The organism is Pirellulales bacterium (genome assembly GCA_033762255.1).
Classification (GTDB): Bacteria; Planctomycetota; Planctomycetia; order Pirellulales; family JALHPA01; genus JANRLT01.
Genome location: JANRLT010000035.1, coordinates 12339 through 34024, shown reverse-complemented (window position 1 = coordinate 34024; position 21686 = coordinate 12339). Strand labels below are relative to the sequence as shown.

General features: G+C 52.6%; 17 protein-coding genes. 4 read left to right on the top strand and 13 right to left on the bottom strand.

Translation table 11 applies throughout. The features are described 5' to 3' along the window. Positions 1-28: 28 nt before the first annotated feature. The 3 genes from SFX18_10155 to SFX18_10145 form a co-directional block, all read right to left on the bottom strand. Complete coding sequence (locus tag SFX18_10155; protein ID MDX1963506.1) at positions 29-460, bottom strand: hypothetical protein; 432 nt, start codon at positions 458-460, stop codon at positions 29-31. A gap of 253 nt (positions 461-713) precedes the next feature. After that, positions 714-1061, bottom strand: coding sequence for a P-II family nitrogen regulator (locus SFX18_10150; protein MDX1963505.1), 348 nt, complete (start codon positions 1059-1061; stop codon positions 714-716). 836 nt (positions 1062-1897) lie between these two features. Next, complete coding sequence (locus SFX18_10145) at positions 1898-3538, bottom strand: outer membrane beta-barrel protein (GenBank protein MDX1963504.1); 1641 nt, start codon at positions 3536-3538, stop codon at positions 1898-1900. Positions 3539-3916: 378 nt separating this feature from the next. On the opposite strand from SFX18_10145, the gene SFX18_10140 reads away from it, so the two are divergent. Next, positions 3917-4396: a hypothetical protein gene (locus SFX18_10140; protein ID MDX1963503.1), complete on the top strand. Its 480-nt coding sequence runs from the start codon at positions 3917-3919 to the stop codon at positions 4394-4396. Between the two features lie 10 nt (positions 4397-4406). Here the strand turns inward: SFX18_10140 and SFX18_10135 are convergent, their stop codons facing one another. Together SFX18_10135 and SFX18_10130 are read right to left on the bottom strand one after the other, a co-directional pair. Continuing rightward, positions 4407-4955 carry a Uma2 family endonuclease gene (locus tag SFX18_10135; protein ID MDX1963502.1) on the bottom strand — a complete coding sequence of 183 codons (549 nt, stop codon included), beginning with the start codon at positions 4953-4955 and terminating at the stop codon, positions 4407-4409. 204 nt (positions 4956-5159) lie between these two features. Next, positions 5160-6524 carry a Gfo/Idh/MocA family oxidoreductase gene (locus SFX18_10130; GenBank protein MDX1963501.1) on the bottom strand — a complete coding sequence of 455 codons (1365 nt, stop codon included), beginning with the start codon at positions 6522-6524 and terminating at the stop codon, positions 5160-5162. 404 nt (positions 6525-6928) lie between these two features. Between SFX18_10130 and SFX18_10125 the strand changes: the two genes are divergently transcribed. After that, positions 6929-7189, top strand: a complete 261-nt coding sequence (locus SFX18_10125; GenBank protein MDX1963500.1) for a hypothetical protein — start codon at positions 6929-6931, stop codon at positions 7187-7189. Positions 7190-7653: 464 nt separating this feature from the next. Here the strand turns inward: SFX18_10125 and SFX18_10120 are convergent, their stop codons facing one another. After that, complete coding sequence (locus SFX18_10120) at positions 7654-8787, bottom strand: formylglycine-generating enzyme family protein (protein MDX1963499.1); 1134 nt, start codon at positions 8785-8787, stop codon at positions 7654-7656. A gap of 108 nt (positions 8788-8895) precedes the next feature. Further along, the gene (locus SFX18_10115; GenBank protein ID MDX1963498.1) at positions 8896-9393 is read right to left on the bottom strand and encodes a DinB family protein; all 498 of its coding nucleotides are present in this window, start codon (positions 9391-9393) and stop codon (positions 8896-8898) included. Between the two features lie 288 nt (positions 9394-9681). Here SFX18_10115 and epsC point away from each other — a divergent pair, with 288 nt between their 5' ends. Together epsC and SFX18_10105 are read left to right on the top strand one after the other, a co-directional pair. Beyond that, complete coding sequence (gene epsC / locus SFX18_10110) at positions 9682-10638, top strand: serine O-acetyltransferase EpsC (GenBank protein MDX1963497.1); 957 nt, start codon at positions 9682-9684, stop codon at positions 10636-10638. Positions 10639-11184: 546 nt separating this feature from the next. Next, a complete protein-coding gene (locus SFX18_10105; GenBank protein ID MDX1963496.1) occupies positions 11185-15312 on the top strand; it encodes a chemotaxis protein CheB in 4128 nt (1375 codons plus the stop codon). 11 nt (positions 15313-15323) lie between these two features. Here the strand turns inward: SFX18_10105 and SFX18_10100 are convergent, their stop codons facing one another. The 6 genes from SFX18_10100 to SFX18_10075 form a co-directional block, all read right to left on the bottom strand. Beyond that, entirely contained in the window at positions 15324-16184 is an 861-nt protein-coding gene (locus SFX18_10100) for a response regulator (protein MDX1963495.1), read from the bottom strand. Positions 16185-16489: 305 nt separating this feature from the next. After that, positions 16490-17599, bottom strand: coding sequence for a sulfotransferase (locus SFX18_10095; GenBank protein MDX1963494.1), 1110 nt, complete (start codon positions 17597-17599; stop codon positions 16490-16492). Positions 17600-17733: 134 nt separating this feature from the next. Further along, positions 17734-18276, bottom strand: coding sequence for a DUF4870 domain-containing protein (locus SFX18_10090; GenBank protein MDX1963493.1), 543 nt, complete (start codon positions 18274-18276; stop codon positions 17734-17736). Positions 18277-18489: 213 nt separating this feature from the next. Then, positions 18490-19149, bottom strand: a complete 660-nt coding sequence (locus SFX18_10085) for a hypothetical protein (GenBank protein MDX1963492.1) — start codon at positions 19147-19149, stop codon at positions 18490-18492. A 52-nt stretch (positions 19150-19201) separates the two neighbouring features. Next, positions 19202-20794, bottom strand: coding sequence for a hypothetical protein (locus tag SFX18_10080; GenBank protein MDX1963491.1), 1593 nt, complete (start codon positions 20792-20794; stop codon positions 19202-19204). Positions 20795-20974: 180 nt separating this feature from the next. Continuing rightward, positions 20975-21538, bottom strand: coding sequence for a hypothetical protein (locus tag SFX18_10075; GenBank protein ID MDX1963490.1), 564 nt, complete (start codon positions 21536-21538; stop codon positions 20975-20977). Positions 21539-21686 lie beyond the last annotated feature (148 nt).

Below are 21686 nucleotides of genomic sequence, written 5' to 3'. Positions count from 1 at the left end.
TCGCCATGTCCACCCGCCCGCATGTGGTTTAATAATGCCGACGGGGCAGGTCATACAGCCACAAACCGCCAATGTTTGGTTGACCAGCGGCGTTGACTCCGCGCCATTCACCGGGAACTTCGCCATTCCCCACCCAGCGCGGAGCATAGCTGCCATGCACGGGATCGGTCCCGGCGCGGGGACGGGAGTTTGAATACCCAAACCAGCGCAAGGCGGTTAACCGCGCTTGGCGGGCTTCGGCGATTTGCATCGCCCGCAATTGCGACTGAATAACAGGATTTTCTTGCCGACGGCGTTCCTGGTCATAAAACCACATTTCCGGGGTGGGAGTCACTTCCACCGTGCTGCTGCCGCTGGAGATAGTCGGCTTAATCGGCAGTTGATCCGCGGGCTGTTGGGCCTGAACCAGTGCGGGGGTGATTGCTAATCCGATCAACAAAGTCGCCGTAAACCGCTGCATAACACGTCCTTGTGCGGAAACCGGTTAAACAAGAAACAGGGCAAATGCCCCGGACAGTCACTCTGTTGTTTGCATCGGCTTTGCGGGGGAATCGACTTAATTGCTTTAGGTAAAATCTTCGGTTACCAAGCGGGAAAACACCTATGTGCTAGCGTGGCCCTGGGGGAAATTGACGAAAATATCACCCCCGAATGTTCGCTTTGATAAGTCGATCAAGCGTTGGAATACCATGCTGGCGTAACAGCAATGGCGATTAAATCGCTTCGCCTCCCCGTTCGCCGGTGCGGATGCGAATGCAGTCCTCAAGCGGCAGGACAAAAATTTTGCCATCGCCTATTTCCCCCTGCTTGCCGGTGCGCCCCCCTTTGATGATGGCTTCGATCGTTGGCTCCACAAAGTCATCATTAACCGCAATCATGAGTTGCACTTTGCGGACCAGATTGACGGAGATCTCATGTCCGCGAAAGACTTCGGCGTGCCCTTTTTGGCGGCCAAAACCCTGTACATCCATAATTGTCAGCCGAAAGACCTCGACTTCGGTCAGGGCGGTTTTGACAGCCTCTAGGCGGCTGGGTTGAATGATGGCAAGAATCAGTTTCATGCGAATGTTTAGCCGTCAACAATGGTTCAGAAGAAATAGCTGCCCCCCAAGGCAAATATTGCCCGGTGCGAACATCTATTATGGTAAACCATTTCGCTTCCGCGATGAAGCTGAAAGATAAAACAACAGGAATGGTGCAGTAGTAACTGACCTAACCGGTGTTAAGAGATCTCAACTACAGAAAAAAGACGCCCCGGCCTGGGGGGTTAGGCGGAGCACCCTCCCAAGCCGTTGGGGCATCCTTACGGTCACACAAAGAGTCACCTGGATTGGGGGGGTAAGCATGTCGGGCCTGACACAATCGACCGCCTCTTGCAAAAAACAGGGTGTCACGAACTGGCCCAATCCCGAAGGACTGTCAGAAGAAGGCCCAACTCTTCTTCTGTAAACAGTTCGTGACACCCCCCACACACGCGTCTGAATAATATTTTGGGGTGCAGATCAGGGTTGTTTTTAAACCCTAGTTGTTTCTGCTATCACGGCTATTTAGTAACGCAATCACTGTGCCAACCAAGCTAAAGGACGCTTGGCGAATTATTGTTGATTTGCGCAAGTCCAAAATTTGAATGGGTTTAGGGAAATTTTTAAATGGCGTTAAGCAAATAATTTGAGACTCTCTGCCATTAAAGAGACAAGCAGTAGCTAACCCGATTAGCAAGTCGTGTAGAAAATGTGTGCAAACCGCTGGCGTGGCCGTTCTATAAAGCCAAAAAAACGCTTTGTGGATCGTGCGGGAGATCCACAAAGCGTTGCCAGGTATCAACAATGCCCGTTCAAAAACTAACGAGCACACTGTCGAAAAGCGTTTTGATGAGGGGGCAAAAAATGCCGAAGCTTTAGTACAGATAAATAATGTCAAAGCCCGCCAGCCACTGTTGGTTGTCGGCTCCGTCTTCGAAAGGCTCATTGCCGCCAGCGTTATCCGGGCCGTCATACCAATCATAGCGGATCTCCGGCCGGACGGTCAGGTTGCTAGTTGGCTTCCAGTTCAGACCTAGCGCGACATCATAAAAGTTGCCCGCCCAACCTCCCGCAGAGGCGGGATTATTGCTCATGCCCAGGGCGGCGTAATCACCGGGGGCCGCCACGCGAAATCCGTCATCGTCGCGAAACCATTCCGCCCGCAGACCGGCGGTCCAGCAGCAATTGATTTTGTAAAATAAATATTGATTCACGCCATACCAGTGCCCCACCTCGCCGGTGTTATTATAGTTATCCTGGCGGCCATTGTCATGCTGGGCGACATAGGATAGGCGATCGGTAATAACGCGGGTGTAGACCACGCTATAAACCCAGCGTTGGCCCAGGTTGCCGTCGGGGTTGCCAAAAGTGGTTTCGTCCTTGCCGATATGCATGGCAAAGGCGAGTTTGTCATGGCTATCGCTGCTGGTAAATGTAGCCCCATACAGCAGTGACTGGTGACCCAGCACATCCTCAAAATTGTCCCAGCCGTTCGTTACCCCCGCCATCAACGACAGCTGTTCATTTGGCGTCCAGGTGGCCAAGGCTCCGGTATGGGTGAAGGGCTCGCCGTATTGGAATGTATAGGGAATGCTGTAAAAGAAGTTGTCCGGCGCGGTGACCACCTGAAAGCCAATGATGGTGTAAAAACGGCCAACTTTGACGCTAAGGTCTTGTACGCCAAGTTCGCCATAAAACTGCGGCACATCCAGGCCATAAAAGCGGCCGGATTCCCACTTGGAGGTAAAATTATCACGCGCGCTAAAACCGCGGGCGATATTGTAGCGGTAATCCGTGCCGTACAGCAGATCGACACGACCCCCCAGATCCCAGCCCGATTCGCTGGTGTCGATGGTCTTCTCGCCGATCATATAGAGTTGATTGAGTTGAAATTCGGCGTCGCGGTCGTTGAATGTCACGGGCCCATTAAAGTTGCTGGCGGGTGTGTCAAAATTGGTAAAAATACCACCCGCCGCCCAACCGCGGATATCCAGGCCGTGGTCTTTGAGGCAGCAACAATGACCAAAGAGACGCCAGGGGTCTTCTGGTTCGGGGCATTCCAGTTCGCAGCCGCTAGGGCCGCAAGTGTCGCAATAAGGCTCGCTGGTACAAGTTGGTTCACTAGTGCAAGTGGGAGCGGCGGTACAGCCAGCATCGGTGCAGGAAGAGGCGCTAGGGTCATAATCCACCGAAGCATTAGTCTCCGCGGCCGGGGGATTTACGGGGGCTACTGTGGTTGGCGCGGATATCGTGCCCGCCGCGGCTGAGGGGACGGGTGCAACTTGAGCTTGGCGTTTCGTACCAGGCAAGGCGAAAGGAACAGGCTGTTCTTCGTCGACGGCATCGGTCAAAGGCGCGGGGGGTTGCCCTGCCTGGGCAAAATCCTCGCTGTCGCCGACGCTCGCTTCACCAATGGCGGCCTGCGCCGTTGCGGGAGCGCAACACGCCCCCAGCCAAGTACCGGTTAACAGCGACAGACTAATCGCGGCGGAAAGCCGAAAACGGGACCAGGACATAATTCCTCCCAACAGGGTCCGAGCAAATTGTGGATAAGAGCCATGCTAGACGATTTTTGCTAGCAAGCTGGCTATAAGGGTAAGCCTGTGCGCGGGCTGGACAGGGAATTTAATATCGCAACTGGGTCAAATCGCGATAGATTTTCCACAAGTCCCCGCGTTGTCTGCCGCAAATTCGGCAAATCCAGCACACCTTACCGCTTCGTAAGAGATTCTCGGAGCGTTAGGTCCGTTAATATGAGCATAAGCGGAATACGCGCCAGGGTTTAGCTAGATTGCGCAGATTGCCAGGGCTTTTATAGTTGGCTGACTTTGATAAGTTAGTTAGGTTCAAGGTTGTGTAAGGTGAATTTCCGCACAGTAATCGGGCGTATCAACATGCGATATAGACTGCATATTCCTGGTTTTGAAAATGACGTGGTTGAAATTGAACGGGGAAAGTGGTTCACTGGTCCCGAGTTATTTGTAAACAACCAACCAATGGCGAAGGAAACCAAAAACGGAGGATTTTTGTTGGAATCCAGTGCGGGTAAAAAATACACAGCAAAGTGGGAACAAGATTTTTTTGCAATGTTAGATGTACCGCGAATTGTTATCGAAGGCGTTTCTTATGGAGCCGTAAAACGATTGCAGTGGTATGAGATACTTTTCTGGGGCCTTCCCTTGTTGCTCATCATGTTAGATAAGGTACTGGGAACGGTTGTGGGTGTTATCGGCTTTAATGTCAATTTGCTACTTGCTAGATCAAAGTTGCCAACTTTCGGAAAATGGTTTTTGGGGATCATTGTCTCAGTCTTGAGTCTCTTGACGTACTTTGCTTTAGTAGCCCTCCTCACCTTGATTGGCAATAGCTGGTAGGCGAAATCATTTACACAAACAACTCATCCACCGCAAATCGCCAGCCAGGGAGCGCGGGTTCGGCATCGGCTATGTCGCCCCGATAAAAGACAGTGGGCTGGTAGGGGTTACTCGCACGATACACACGGATAGTTTCCGGACCTAATAAATCGACATCCCACACCACGGCTGTTCCCGCCGCAAAATAATCCGCCCGTTTTTCAGCCATTGCGCGTTCCGCTTCCGTGCCATAATCGCAGTCGCTACGCACTTCCACGGCAAAGCTTGGCGCTCCTACCAAAAAATTCATCGTAAGTTTCCCAACGTAATATGCCGCAACGGGACTGAACGAACGCCGATGGGGCAAGTTCACCACAAAGCCCATGTTATCGGCCAGGGCATGACCGGACCTAGTAAGTTTGGCATATTCCCGCAAGCTGGCAAAGATTTCACCCGCAGCATACCCCGGCATTCCACCTGTGGGAGACATCAGCACCAATTCTCCGTTTATCAGTTCCGCCTTTTGGTGTTCAGACAGTTGGGCAAGGTCATCAAGCGTGGCAACCAAATTTGTTTTCATAGCGTATTTCCAAATCCAGGGATATTACTTTCATGTAGAAAGTAAGGTGGATACATTGGCTAATTACCCACAGCAATTATTACTCGATGTATTCAAAAATGAACTTCCGAAATAAATCAGGCGGAGCGGAATTTCTTATTTCCGTCCGCCTGTTGTCCTAAATTTTCAACATTCGATGAAGGGGTTGGAATGCCTCTCTAGAGCCTACACCACCTTGGTTTTGCCTGGCATAGGAATGTTGTACATCCCGTCCGGACCCGGCATGCTGGGGGGATTGGCCGTCAGGCTGAATTCCTTGGGCATTAGGTCAATCTGGGAATTGAGCGCGGCGTCCATGGTCAATTCCTGGCCAGAGTAGGTCGCCATACGGCCCAGGATGGCGGTCATGGTGCTCATGGCGCCGTATTCCCCTTCGTTGTACGGATTGCCCGAGGTGATGCTATCCAGCAAATCCTGGTGCTCGATCCGATACGGGTTGCCGGGAGTACCCTTTTTGGCGGCCTTTTGGTCGTAATGCCAGTTGCCGCTTTTGCTCTTGATATCGTGCCCGCCGATATTGCATGACCCGGCCGTGCCATGGGCAAACTCGCTCACGCTATTCCAGCAGCCCGGAATGTGGCGGCACTGGCTGAACATCTTGGTGCCGTCGGCATATTCAAATTCGACACAGTGGTGGTCAAAGGTCTCGCCATAGTCCTTTCCTTTGCGAACCTGGCAACCCCCCATGCCGTTGGCCTTGACCGGCGCGGCATTCTTTAGCCAGTTGCTCACGTCCAGATTATGAATGTGCTGCTCGTCAATGTGATCGCCGCAAATCCACACAAAGTAATACCAGTTGCGCAGTTGGTATTCCATTTCGGTCAGTTTGCCCCCCTTTTGGCGTTCCAGGTCCTCGCGGCGGTTAACCCAAGGGGTTTCGCCATTCCAGTACACGCGTGTGCAAACGATATCGCCAATGGCCCCTTCTTGCAGGCGCGAGATTGTTTCGATGTAACCTTGTTGGTGGCGGCGTTGCAGGCCGACCCCCACGCCCAACTTTTTGGATTTGGCCTCGGCGGCGGCGGCCAGCACCTTGCGCACGCCAGCGGGATCGGTGGCGACGGGCTTTTCCATAAAGACGTGCTTGTTGGCCTTGACCGCGTGTTCAAAGTGGATCGGCCGAAAGCCCGGCGGCGTTGCCAAAATCACAATATCGACGCCGCTGTCGATCGCTTGTTTGTAAGCGTCAAAGCCCGTGAACCGGCGATCCTCTGGCACGTTGACTTTTTCCTGGAACTCGCCGCTCAGCGAGTTATATGCTCCCTGCAACCGGTCGGAAAACATATCGGCCATCGCCCACAATTTAACCGGATGGGTGGTGCTGAGCATGTCGCTGGCGGCGCCGGTCCCCCGTCCGCCACAACCGATGAGGGCCAATTTGATGTCTGAGCCATCCGCCGCGTGGGCGAAGCGGGCCGCAGTGGAAACACCTGCCAGCACGCTACCGGCGGTAATGACGGAGCCGGCTTTCAGGAAATCGCGGCGGGGGGTGATGAGGCGGGATTGGGACTGGTGGGAAGGCTGACTCACGATAGGTGCTCCTGTGTGATGGAAAAAAACTTGTATTGGGATGTTGGGTTGATAAATATTGTTACGTCCGTGTATTCGGCTATGTGCGGAATATATCCAGCTTAGGGCTAGTCACAAATGCTCTGGAAATCGCGGAGCATGCCGTAATTGTAAACACCTTGATCACGTCGGCGAAATGAAGCATTTTTACTCCCCGAAAATCAATTTTGCCGTTCAAACGCAATGCTAGCAAGCAGAATTCCTGAGATTTTATCAAATATGCCGTCAAAAACGGATGGAGAAGACGCAGGTTGACAATCCGAGGCAGTCTGATTTAACTTTGCGTCTTGCGTAAACAAGAAATATCGCCTAGGGTAAAATTGGGGGGGTAATGATCAGACTTGATTTATCTGTAAAGTATTAACATGCTTACATCCGTCGAAGGAATTTTCCGAAATGGCAAAATCGAGTTGCTTCAAAAGCCCGATAATGTGCAGGAATCGCGGGTGATTGTAACTTTTTTAGATCCAGAGACCATTTTAGAACCAGCTGAATCACGGCCTGGGCCAATAGACCTAAGCTCAATGGGGGTGGATGCGGCTCAAGCCGCTGAATTACGCTATGGTTTCGGTGCGGCAGCCGTTGACTGGGATCAGCCGGAAATGGATTGTTACAATGACTTATAAACGCGGTGATATTACTTTGGCTTTATACCCCGACTCAAATTTAGTAACAGCCAAGCCCCGCCCCGTATTGGTTGTACAAGCAAATGAATTGCGGACTGGGTTACCGCAACTAGTCGTGGCAATGATAACAAGTAACTTGACACGTGCGAATCATCCATGTCGGGTATTTATTCCGCTTTCAGGATTTCCTGGCAATGTAAGCGGACTTTTAACGGACTCTATTATTATGACCGATAATCTTAGGACCATCTTGCATACACATCTCATTCGTACATTAGGAAAAATACCGGATATGACGTTGGTTGATCAAGCTCTTCGAATAACACTCCAGCTATGATCGACCGGAAAAAACGCGATAAGCAAGCGAGAATCTTTAAAAGCTCTAAAATCCTGGACGGGAAATAACGCTGATTGATGTTTGAATATCAATTTTTAATTCTTCATTTTTAATTCTTAATTGTTACTCACTCTTCTTCCTCCTTTTGTGGCATGCCGATGCAGGGATACTGCACCTTGGCGTTGACCGCTTCGACATCGATCCCTAGATTCCACAGGGCTTTCTTTTCCTCCGCCGTCGGTTCCGTCAGCGGTCGCACCACGCGAAACCCGCTAAACTGTGCGTCGGTATGATACCAAACGCTGCGGGGGATTTGCGGGTCTTGATCTTTCCAGTCGGGGTGCGACGCCAACCGGGCCGCGCTGCGCAATAATACCGGGTCATCGGTCCAGGCCCCCCCGCGCGACACATGGGGGTATAGCTTGGTCGTCGGCAACAGCGGATTAATTGCCGCCGGGCCGGTCAATTGGCGATAGCGATCGGCGTCATATTGATCCAGGCACCACTCGCTGACATTGCCATGCATGTCATGCAGGCCCCACGGATTCGGTTTTTTCTTGCCCACTTTATGGTAGGTCTCTTCGCTGTTGTCCACGTACCAAGCGTAATCATCCAGCTCCGCCGGATCATCGCCGAACGAGTACGCCGTGGTTGTCCCCGCACGGCAGGCGTATTCCCATTCCGCCTCGGTGGGCAGTCGATAGTACCTGCCGGTTTTAATCGATAGCCAAATGCAATACATCCGCGCGGCATAGTGTGTCATGCTAATCGCCGGATATCCCCGTTTACCCATGCCAAATGTCATATCGGTGTAAGGATTTGTCGGGCGGGCCAAGGCATCCGCTTGCTGGTCGTTGGGATTGGAGGCAATGTTGTTCGCCTTTTGCAATGTGCAATCCATGGAATAAGCAAAGAGTTCGTACTCGTCCCAAGTTACTTCGCACTTTCCCATCCAAAAAGGAGCGATCGTCACCTCTTGTTGGGGGCCTTCGTCCGCTTTGCGGCCTGGTTCATTCTCGGGGCTGCCAATCGTAAACTTGCCACCGGGGATTGGTAGCATCTTGAATTTGACATCCGTCCCGTGGATCGGCTCGTCATAGGGCTGCATCTGCGCGGCGGTCCGCGCCTCGGCGGCCGGGTTTGGGACAGGTTGTGTCGTGATGGCGGCTGCAGCGATCGCCTTGGGAACGGCCTGGGGGTCGACTTCCGCCGCAGAAACGGAAAAAATTCCGACCCAAGACGTAAACAATAACCAGCTCATGATGAGGCTGGCACGAGGCAACCGGATGACGAGCATAATAATCCTGATTTGCGGCGGGTAGAGAAATATCTGGGCGGGAAAAGCATTATAGTCAAAATCCGCAACATTTTACACTAATCCGTATGCCGCTTTATATAAATTCAACGTTAAATGCGCCTGCCCCTGATGATGGGCCTCGTGCCAGCTCAGTAGGTGCAGCACTTGTTCCAGCGTCAGCCCGCGGGCAGCCATCGTCGTGGGAACAACCCCTAACTGGTCATCCGGTAACTGGGATAGCGTATCCTGCAAATTCTGGCGGGTTTTATTCAGTAAATCGCGGATTTCGGACACAGGGGGAGCGCTATCCACGGGTGTACTGCCACCCCGGTAATTGGGCCAAAGCTGGGCAAATGGTGGCTTTTTTTGTGGAGCCAGACGTTCTGTGGCAAAAATCTCCTCGGTAATTGCAACGTGTAACAATTGCCAGGCAAGATGTGCCCGACCCGGGCCTGGACGCCAAATTAACATCCCTTGCGGATCGGGCAATTGCTCCACCTTGGTCAGCAGTTCGAGTGTCTTTGCCCGGTTAAATTGGTAGGCAGCGGTGATGGCGGCAATTTTTGTCATAAGATGTGAGTCGTCCTAAATTGATAAGTGGCAAAAGGTTGGATAAATCCCGCTGGCCCCAAAAAATTTTTTCACAGGGTGTGCTGGAATTTAGTTTGCGGGATTTTTCGGGATAATCAAGGCCATGCGATATTGTTAAGCCCTGCGGCCTCTAGCGATTTTGCTGCAATCGCGCGAGCATGCAGCCGATGGCATTTGTCAGGGAGGGTTGGGAACGCACCTGCAAATTCTTTGCAGATCACCTATATTAACAGTTGTTTGCAAAATTCAATCCGCGCGAAATGCCTCATGTCCACTGATATCCGTTTGAAGGAAATGCTGCCTGATTTGACCCAACGGATTGTGCAGACTTATTCCGAACTGCAACATATCCATCATTTGGGTCATTGCCCCCTCCCTAGCACCGAGGTGATACTAGGCTGTTGCGAGGATTTAAAAGAAATTTTGTACCCGGGCTTTCGCCGCCGCGAAGGACTGCATTTGGGGAACGTGCTGTACCATGTCGGCGATTTGATTGACGGTCTGCATGACAAACTGACCCAGCAAATAGGTCGGGCGTTGCGGCATGACGCCGGCGCCAGCGACATGTGTACCGACGACCGCGACTTTGAGGCGCTGGGCCAGGCCAAGGCGATCCAATTTTTAGAGCAACTGCCGCAATTGCGGGAGGAACTTTCTTTGGATGTGCAGGCCGCCTACGAAGGTGACCCGGCCGTCCGCAATATCGATGAAATCACCTTTTGCTACCCGGGGTTGGAGGCAATCACCATTTACCGCCTGGCGCATCTGCTGCATCAGTTGGGTATCCCCTTTATTCCCCGGATGATGACCGAGGCCGCGCATTCCCGCACGGGAATTGACATACATCCCGGCGCCACGATCGGCACACACTTTTTTATTGATCACGGCACGGGCGTCGTGATTGGCGAAACGTGCGAAATCGGCAACCATGTAAAGCTGTACCAGGGGGTGACGCTAGGGGCGCTAAGTTTTCAGACCGATGATAGCGGCAATCTGGTCCGGGGAACCAAGCGGCACCCCACGATCGAGGATTACGTCGTGATCTATGCCAACGCGACCGTCCTGGGGGGCCGCACGGTGGTGGGGCATCATTCGGTCATTGGCTCCAGCGTGTGGCTTACCAAAAGCGTGGAACCGCATAGCACCGTGGTCATGGAAAAACCGCGTTTGCAAATCCGCGGCCAAGAAACCGTATTAAAGAGCGAGTACGACTATCAGATTTAGCGTAAAAATCGGTGTTTTTAGGGGGTCATGTCGCTAAAATCGCGTTTTGACGACATATTTTGGTGACATGTCGTTGCCGACGACATAAGTAACAAAGTGTCAGATACCCACCGTTCGCAAAGAAAAGCTTTTTGTCCATCCCCAGCTAATGACGCTCTTGACGCGTGATGGTAATCTGATTCAAGAATACTAATGATCCTCCTCGTTCTGGACCGTGATAGGCGGTCCCTCTTTGCAAAAAAACCTATGGTTCCTCAGTCCGCAAAGTAATCTTACGCTCGAGATCCACAGGGACTGCAAAAATGACACCCAGCTGCCGCCAGTGGAGGAAATAAGGTGTGTGTCATTTAAAAAATATTTAACGTTAAATACAAAATAATTTAGAATTATTTATAGAACGAAGTTATTTTCTTGCACGTAGAGCCAAACAATGGCTGACTAAGTTTTCGGATGCCAAAATCGGTTCGTGATATGGCCCATTTCTTGCTGTCGCCTAGGATTCTGAAGAGATTAAATATGCAAATACAAGCGGTGGAGGAATGAATAATGCCACAAGATTTTAATGCTGAAACCGTCGCCACGGAAGATGCTGGGGAAAATTCCGGATGGAAACGTCCCCGCTACCTCGTGGGGATTGGCGCATCTGCTGGCGGTCTGGAATCACTCGAACTTTTTTTTCGCAAAGTTCCGCCAGACACGGGGATGGCCTTCATTATTATCCAGCATTTGTCCCCCGACTTTAAGAGCATGATGTATGAGCTATTGGCCAGGGACACCATTATGCCCATCCATGTGGTGGAAGACGGCATGCTAGTGGAGGCAAATTCGATTTATCTGCTGCCCCCACGCAAGGAAATGATCATTGCCGACGGACGGTTGCATTTAACGGATAAGGATTTGACTCGGGGACTGACACTGCCGATTGATCATTTTTTTGAGTCCCTGGCGCGAGAGGCGGGCAAACATGCGATAGGGATCATCCTTTCCGGCAGCGGTTCGGATGGCACACGGGGGATCGCCCATATCCATCGCGAAGGGGGCTTGGTAATTAGCGAGTCGTTGGAAACTGCCAAGTTTGACGGCATGCCCGCCAGCGCCCAGGCATCGGGTTTTGTGGACTTGATTTTGCCCCCGGGCGATATTGGCAAAGAGCTGTTAAATTTTGCGGACAACCCGCTGGCGAGTCGCAAAAAGAAATTGCCGTCGGAGGATGGCGGCAACCATTTGCATGGTTTGGACTCGATCTTTCAGCAATTTCGCACAACGTATGAAATCGATTTTTCCGTCTATAAGGAAACCACCGTCATGCGGCGCATCTACCGCCGCATGACCATGGCGGGAGCGGAAAATCTCGACCAGTATGCCGAAAAAATCGCGACTAATCCCGCGGAACTGGACCTGCTCTACAGTGATTTGCTCATTGGCGTGACGCAGTTTTTTCGCGATGCCGAAATATTTGAACTCTTGATTCAAACGGTTTTTCCCCGCATATTGCGGCAGGATACCCGCGAGATGGGAATCCGTGCCTGGGTGGCGGGCTGTGCCACCGGCGAGGAGGCCTACTCCCTGGCGATTGCCTGGCAAGAGGCGATGCTGGCCACGAATTGCGTCGTGCCCTTGAAAATTTTTGCCACCGATGTCCATAAAAAGTCCCTGGAACATGCCAGCCGCGGCTTTTTTCGCCCGGAGGTGCTGCGTGGTATCCCCACTGACTACCTTAGAAAATACTTTTTGCCCCGCGCGGATGGATATCAGGTAACCGCGGATCTGCGAAAGCTGATTGTATTTGCTCCCCATAATGTGCTGCGGGACGCCCCTTTTACCGATCTCGATTTTGTGTCTTGCCGCAACCTATTGATTTATTTTCAACCAGCGGCCCAATCCCGGGCTATTTCCCTGTTTCATTATGGGCTCCGGGTGGGTGGCGAATTACTGTTAGGCGGGAGTGAATCACCGGGAGAACTGAGCGGCGAGTTCGAGGTGCTCAATGATCGGGCGCGCTTGTATCGCAAAATCCGCGATGTCCGTTTGGCCCACAATTTACGCGCACCGGTAACCTCGGCCCTGGGCGTGGTCCAGCAGGTTCAGCAACGGCGTTCGCGGGCCATGGGTTCCCGTATGTCCCATGGGCTTGCACCCATTTATGATGAACTGCTGCAACTGTACATTCCGCCCAGCCTGCTCATTGACGAGTCGCGGGCCTTAATTGACACCTTTGGCGGAGCAGAAAAGTTTTTACGGTTTCCTTCGCGCCAGCCCACGCTTGATGTGTTGGACTTGATACCCAGGGAGATTCGGACCACGCTGTCAGGTGCGCTACAGCGCGCGATCAAGGATCGTGGCAGCGTGCGATTTGGCAATATTGGCATTCCGGGGGACGATGGTCCGCAAAATTTTAATTTGACGGTTGCTCCGCTAAAGCAGTCCGGCGGCCAAGACCGGTATTTTTTAATCTCGTTTGAGCCGGTCCAAGTTCTCCCGCTAGCTGCCCCCGCGATGGAAGCCGCGCCCGCCGAACTAGACGCCTCTCGCGATCAAATTCGCCAACTGGAAAGTGATTTGCGTTTTTCACAGGAAAATTTGCAGGCCACGGTGGAAGAATTGGAGACCAGCAATGAGGAATTGCAAGCGACAAACGAGGAGTTAATCGCCTCCAACGAGGAATTGCAAAGCACCAACGAGGAATTGCATTCCCTCAATGAAGAACTTTACACCGTCAATGCCGAGCATCAACGCAAGAACGAGGAACTGGCCGAACTAAATCGAGATATGCACCACCTGTTGGAAAATACCGATGTAGCCACGGTGTTTTTAGACCGTGAATTGCGGATTCGACGATTTACCTCCAGGGTACATAGCATATTTGAACTAATGGAACGCGACATCGGCAGGCCGATCCATACTTTTTCCTCAAAAATTCGACTAGATAACCTGGATCAACGTCTTCAAGATGTGCTGCGCACCGGCGAACCATACGAATCCGAAACCACCTCTGACAATGGCACCATGTACCTGATGCGGCTGCTCCCGTATTTTTCGCGGGATCAGGTGGATGGCATCGTGCTCATGTGGGTGGATGTTTCCTCACTGGAAATGCTACGCGGCAAACTGCGTTGGCTATCGGCAATCGTGGAATCCACGGATGACGCGATTATTGGCCACGCGCTCGATGGCTCTATCACCAGTTGGAACGCTGGAGCCGAGCGGCTGTATGGATACACCGCCGCCGAAATGATCGGCCAACCCATTACATTGTTGGTGCCGGTGGACAGACAAGGGGAAATACCCGCCAATCAGGCCAAAATATTAAATGGCGAGCGGGTCTTGGCGATCGATACCGTCCGCGTGCACAAATCGGGCCAGTTGGTGCAGGTTTCGGTCACGATCTCTCCCGTGGTGGACGCCGCGAACAAGGTCATCGGCATTTCCAAGATCGCGCGCGATATTGGCCCGCGCATCGCCATGGAACGGGAAATTCGCAATCAAGTCCGCCAGCGCGAGCAATTTTTGGCCATGCTGTCGCACGAATTGCGCAATCCGCTCAACGCGATCCTCAATGCCAGCCAGCTTTTACGCGATCAGCGCACGCCCGACGCCATGCGCGGGGACGCGGTTTCCACGATCACGCGTCAAGTTTCGATCATGCGCGATCTGCTGTTGGATTTGTTGGATGTGGCCAGAATCTCTGAAAATCGGATTAATCTCAATTTTAAACTGGTCGATCTTCGCGGGTTGCGCGATATTGTCCGTGAGACCGTCGAACCACAATTACGCCAGCACGCCAGCGAGTTGTTTTTTGACACTCCGTCCGAACCGCTTTTAGTACGCGGCGACGCCACGCGCTTAATTCAAGTCATGGTGAATTTAATTCACAACGCGGCAAAATACTCTCGTCACGCCGCTCCCATCCGCGTCGTCCTGCGCAGAGAAGCCGAATGGGTCCATATGGCCGTGATTGACCAGGGGGTGGGAATTCCCCACGATAAATTAGACTGTATTTTTGAGCCTTTTATCCAACTTACCGAATCCCGCGGAAGTAGCGAAGGTGGCCTGGGTGTGGGATTGACCCTGGTAAAAACTTTGGTCGAAAGCCACGGAGGAAAAGTCCGCGCTGAAAGTCCCGGGGCGGGCCTGGGCTGCACGTTTCATGTCTGGCTGCCGGCGGTGGCGGAATCCGGCAATGGCGAGGTCGCCGCCGACAACGCGTTATCCGTCCATCAGCCCCATCTTGGCAATTTGGATTCCGCCCACATTTCGCTGCGTTCCCCGGGCCAACCGCTTAAAATCTTAATCGTGGAAGATATCGAGGATAATCGCAAAATGCTGCAAGCCCTTCTGGAACTTGACGGCCATCAGGTCTTGGCCGCGGCCACCGGAGAGCAAGCCCTGGTCCAGCTTCAGACCTGGCAACCGCAAGTCGCGCTGGTTGATATCGGCTTACCCGGAATGAATGGGCACGAAGTGGCCCGCCACATACGCCAGAACGCCGCATTCGCTGGCATCCACTTGATCGCCCTGACCGGTTTTGGCCAGGCGGGGGATATCGAACAAGCATTGCAGGCGGGCTTTGACGCGCATCTGGTCAAGCCGATCACCGTGGATCACTTGCGAAAAATCCTGGCCGAAAGGTGGACCCAACGCAAGCCGCCAGCGCCGCTGGCGGCGACCCGTTGATTGCCGTCAAGTTAAATATGTCCCGTCAATGCCGGCCTGGGATTGCCCGGGGATTTTTGACCAGCGGGGGATTTGCCGGTAGGATGACGCACAAGGGTGTTCTCTAAATGTCGGGTCAATTTTGCGGGATCAAGCGGTTTTTGTAGCCAGCCCTGCACCCCGCGCTCATCGTTCGACAGTTTAGTCTCGTGCTGGGCCAGACCGCTTACAACCACGATCTCGGTATGGTCAAGCTGCGGGTTGGCTCGAATGGCTTGCACGGTCTCGGCCCCGTTCATACGAGGCATTTGCATGTCTAACACCACCAAATCCGCGGGCCGCTCGCGCAGGCAGGCCAGAGCCGCCATGCCATCTTCCGCGGTTTGCACTTCGTAGCCGCTTAATCGTAAATAACCTGCCAGCAGCTCCCGTTCGTTGGGGTCATCCTCCACCAACAGGGCCCGCTTGTTGGCGGGATTGGCAAATGTGTTTGTCCGATCCGCGGCTATCGCGCTTGCGGGCGCTTCCGATCCCACGGAATCGTCCAATTGCTGCATCAACAAAATGGCATGCTCTAGCGTTTCTTCCGCTTGGGCGGTAAAACCTTTTTCTAGTTGTTTGGCCATCAGACCCAGGGCCAGGCTAACTTTATTTAATTGGTTGCGCGTGGCGTGACTGAGCGGGGTGGCGGGCGTGGCGTGCGGCGTCGTCCGTGCATGCAATGCGGACGCGTTTTCTTGCAGCTTGGCCAGCTCCCCGCGCAAGATCTCGACGGATTGCGGGGCATTTACGCCGACGCGGACAGTCTTGCCCGCGACACGCAAAATCTCCACAGTAATGCCCAGATGGGGAAAGACAATTTCTTCGTTTTCCTTGCGGGAAAGGACTAACATGGCGGGTCTCCATACCAAAAAAAAGTAAATATCCTGGGTGCTGGCCAACATCCTGTCGGCAGCGCCCAGCGCGAGCGGTGGGAGTCCCTTCCCATAATTCAGCAATACTAAAATAAGATGAACCGGCAAGCGTGGTCAAGGCGAATTTCCCGCGCGAATGCTAGCATTCTTTCGTGATAGAGTACCGCATGCGGCATGATATGTTAATGCACGATGGGCGGTGCGGGGAATAGTATGATTTAACAGCTAGGGTGGTTTTTTTACATAACTTAGCCAGAAATGCTAACTCTCATTCTACAGGCGATTTACCGCTCATATCCCCATTCGTCAAAGCAGCGAGGGCACTCGTGGGCGATGCGTACTTTGGTTTCGCTGTCTAACTCCTCGTGACGATTCTTTTGGTAGTTTGCCTGTGATGCGAGATAACTACGCAACTTTGATTCGACCGTGGAAAAATCTGGTAGGCCTAGCGCCGAATAGATGTCGCGAATCGTGGTGAGGGGATCGGTATCCAGTTTGTCATACCGCACTTCATAAAAGCGACCCGGCGGGATTAAATCACGCTCCGCAAAAAACGCCTCATATACATTTCGGTATTGGCTAATCGACCATTCATCAGCGTCCAGGGTTGTACGCTGCAAACTAAGGAATTCGTGAAACCGTCGCACCGTGTGCCGCGTCGAGCGAATCACCGCGTACGGATGCCGGTGGATATGCACAAACCGGGCATCGGGAAACAATTCCAATAGCAGCCTAATGCGCGCGGTGTGGCTGGGGGATTTAAGCAGTAGTGGTTGCTGATACTTATAAGTAAGTTTTCGGACCAACCCCAGCAGCGCGGCTTTCCATGCCATAATCTCCGTCTCTGGTACGCCGCGCAAAGAGACATACCGGTTATAGCGATCCGCATTGCGGGGAAAGACCCAACCGAGCATCGGTGAATATCGCGTCAGTATGCAAAGGGCCATTTCCTCCTCGGCTGGCAACTCCAACCCGAAACGCATGTTATCTTGCATCCGCTGCCGGGGCATCAAAACCCCCAACGCCTTGGAGTAAATCCCCTCGGTCGTAAGGAAAGTGTGCGGATACGAGACCTGATACCAATTTGGTGTGGCAAACCGGCGGTCCACGGCCAACAAATTATGCAAATGTGTGGTGCCGCTCCGCCAAATCCCCAGGACAAACAACGGCGGTTGAATCTGTGTCGCGGAAATGCGTGCGCTGTACAACCAGTCTTCAAGGCGGCGCAAAAGGGCGTTGGAAAGACTACCGCCGCTAATGATTGCGGCGCGCAGCCAGTAGGGCGGATCAACTGCCAAGCGGTTTTCACGCAATAGCGCCCACCAATCGCCCGAGGATATTCCCGCAAACAAGCTAGGCCCAAACCAGCACAACAATTTCTCGCGCCAGGGCATATTGGCCGCTTAGTTGAGAATCAAATGGGAATAGTCACCCACACAGTTCCCAGATTGTTATCCCGCAAAGAATTAATGTCAATGAGCCGGGGTTCGCCATTGGCTGTATGTCGCGCTGCCTGATCATCCCATTACTAAATAAACTCAATCAGCAGGGGATACTTCCAGGCCTCGCCGTTATTGGCCTTAATGCCGCCGATAATGGGAAAAATGATCCCCGCCAAGCCTAACGCAAATAGCAGTGGAATACCGATCAGCACAAAGCAAAGCAGGATGCTGAATATGCCGTATATCAAAAATGTGATGATCGCATTGACCGCGATCTTGCCATGAATATCCACGCCGGGCAATTCGTTCTTTTTCACCTGCCATATCAAAATCGGCAGGATCAACCCCGCAAAGGGGACTAAAAACCCGGCCAAAAGCGAAAAATGGATAAACATCCCCCATTGTCGCGTCTCCGCATCGGTGATCACCGGCTGCGCCACGGGTAAGGGCGCTTCTGGAACAAAATTCTCCGCCGCGGCCGAAAAATCCGGCGCTTGATAATAATTGGGCGTGGTGGAGGCCGCCGCCGAATTCAGCAGCAGATCCTTCGCTTTGGCGTATTCCGCGTGTGACAGACCGCCGCTTTCATACAATTTTTGCAGCTTTTGCAGTTGATCGCCAATGTCCATGATTCATTCCTATGCAAAAATAGCCCGCCCAAGATCACCGCGACACGCCCTCCGCGTGTGGATAATTGGTGTTTCGCGTTTGGTGCAAAAATCTTGGCAATAATATACAAAAAAATATTTCCCGCCAATTACCTTAGCACAACCCGTGGCACAAAATCAAACCGAGTGTCCACAAACCCCGTATGATCCGCAATTCCATGTAAACAGGCGGGTTCAAAAGCCCAAATCCTCCACAAACCGCGTGGCGGGGGTGACGGCATCTGGCTTGACGTTCAGGTTGTTAAGAATAATCCCGCGCACCTGCAAAAAAGTTGAGACAAAATCCGTCCTGTCAGTCGACTTTGTCGCCGCCTGGGCTGCCACGGCTTGCAAGGTTACCTGGCCAAAAGTTTGATAATCTTTCGGGGGATGCCAGCGTAGGGGGAGAGTGATGATGTGCAGGACATATACCGTGGCAACACAAAACAGGAGCGAGAGGGGCAATATTCGCACATCCCACGCCATAGCCGGCCAGATCCACACCGCCGCCAATATCGCCCAGAGCATGATGAGTGCCCGACGCAGCAGTGGCGGTCGGCGGAGTGAATGGGGTTCCCCCTTTAACACTGTTGATAATCTTTGCCACAAAATCTTTCTATGCCTAATTGTCAGTCGGGCGGCGATGCTCTCGCGTGGGCGAATGCGCGCTGACGGATCATGCAAAATCTGCCGCACCAGTTCGCGCAATTGATAAAAAGCGCCGATATGTCGGCAACGGGGCTCATGGGCGGCGAGCAAATATTTTTGGCATAGTTGTACTAAATCACCCACCGTCTTTATTTCAGCGCATTCGTCCCCTTTGAGTCGAATACCGAAATGCTCTTCAACACTCATGACAAGTTCGACGCTGTCTAAACCCACGACTCACCATCGATCGCTAAATGGGTTATTCCACCCGTGCTTCCCGCAACTCCCGCGCATCCAGGTTCAGGCGATAGAGCACTTGATTATAATTGTAACGGGCAGTTTTGTGTGGATTGCCGGAAAACTCGTTGGTGTAGGTCCCTTCAAAGTGGATCTCCCGGCCAGCCTGCTTATCCAGCCAGTCATGGTGGCACACATTATAAAATGTCTGCCGGTCATGCGTGGCAACTTTGCTGGCTTTGCTAAAGGGTCCGGTGGGATGCTTGGCCTCGGCATACCAGACTTCGCCTAAATGCGATGCGGTGCCCTGGATTTGGCCGGCAATAAGAATCCAACGCCGCCGGTAAGCGTTCCAGCGGACAGTGCCGCTATGTAGTTGCACCCGTTCCATGCCATCCGCAACATTCACAGGCAAATAGCGGGTAAATTCCGGCTTGATGATTCCCACGGCAACCCACTCGGCTTCTTGCTTTGAAGTAACCGGGGGCAAGTCTCGCTGCCAACGCCACTGTGGCTCACCATTTGAACTCAACAGTGGACGCCACTTTCCTCCCGCCGATTGGGGGTCATAACAAGTGTACGCCTCATACTGGGCGGGGTCGATAACGGCTTCCCATTTGGCAGGTATGCGGACATTCGGAGTGGGACTGCCAAAATATATCCATTTTTGGCCATCTTCCTCATGCAGCAGCGGATGGCCCGACGGTCGCCGCCAGACTTCCCCCAAGGGGAGTTCATAAGCGGGCTGAAAGATTTTTAGTTCATCATGATAGACGGCTATCCCTTGTTCGTACTCGCCATCCAGACCCTTGCGCCGCGAGTAATGGCCAAACAGCCGAGGTTTGCCGCTGGCATCCGGCGCCACGCCCAGGCCAAAGATCCAGATAACCCCCGCGGGTCGCTCGGGCAAGGGCATCATGGCCCGGACAAAGCCGGACTTTTCGTCGGTAACGTATTGATAAGCCAACCCGTCGGCCGGGTCGCTTTCCGGATCGGTGGGGTTGGGAATTGGCAGTGTGGCACCGGCCATGCGATACAGCCCCAGGGGATACGCCAGGCGTAGCGTGTCCCCCCACAGGCAAAAAATTTTATCGCCGTAACGGGCTGCTTGAATGGAATCCTGTCCAGCGACGTTGCCCGAGGGGGCCGCCGATTGTGGGGGAATGTCATATTTCAACAGCAGGCTATCGCGAAAAAGCCCCGTCCCCGTCAAACGACATAGCCGCTCGGCTGGTTGACTGCGGGAGAGTTTGATCAAGGCGGGTTGGCCGACACGGGGTGTGATTCGCGCGCCGCGAAAGCCAAATCCGTCTGCGGGTACGTGATAATTGTGGGCGTGAATGGAAAGGTGGATTTCTTGATCGAGCAGGTCAGGTTCATGGAGCGCCACCCGCCCCGCGTTATCGGTAACAAAGCGCAGTCCATGCACGGTTTCCAACTCGACCAGGGGGATGCCGCGTCCGGTGTCGGCGTCCAGGCATTGAATTTCCGCGTATGGAGTCTGTCGTGAAACAGGCTGGGAATCCGTCCTGTTGGATGTGGTGGCAATCCCCACAAAAGCTCCACTGCCAAGCACCCCCATTACAAGCGCGCGAACGATAAAATTACAATTCATAAAGGCACGCAGCCAGGCAATACGTAAAAAAACTGACAAGCCCTTAAATTATAACGGCTGTCTGCCATTTGCGTGAAGGCTCTGCGCGGCGCAGGCGGCGGCAACGGGCACAATCTGGGCAAGGTGCCCCAATCCCGCGCCATATTCCCAAAGAAAGGCAAGATGCATGGGGAGTGTATCTTAACGACCTCTACCACTGGGACTCTCGATCTTAACTTTTTGTATGGCATTTCCTATATCATCAATTAGCTTTTCTTCATAACGGGAGTACAGGTATTGCAGATAGGCTTGGATTTGCAACGGCTTTTTATCTTGACTATGAACTAAACAACAAGCGGCATAATAGATATATTTTTCACGAGCTTTAGCAGGAAGTTCATTTTTGGATATATAATCTATCAGTTTATGCAGACCTTCCTCGTTTGTTGTAAGCAGATAATCACATAATTTATTATATGTGGTGGGCGGATTGTTGGCGAACACAAAAATAAATTTACCGCTAAACGCAGGTTTGTCAAGCAAATGTTTGACACAAAGATCTATTGCAATCGGTGACTTAAGCTCCATTAACATATCGATGCATTGATGGATATGCGCTTCAGTAACCGCTGAACTAATGTCTTGTAACATTAACTTTAAAAAAATATAATTGATTTCGTAATCAGGAAGACTGGACTTTGCTTGATTGACTTTTGCTCTATAATAATCAATTGTCTGATTGTTGATTTCCGCTGCGGGTAACATTATACAACTCAACAAAATGAGGAATGCCAATCGGTGCATACTTACACGAACGATGGCCCGTGATCGTGATAGCGTGCATCTGCATATTAGTAGAATCGTTCCGGCACAAATATAAAGCATTGACTCACCGGGTAAGGGTTACAGTTGT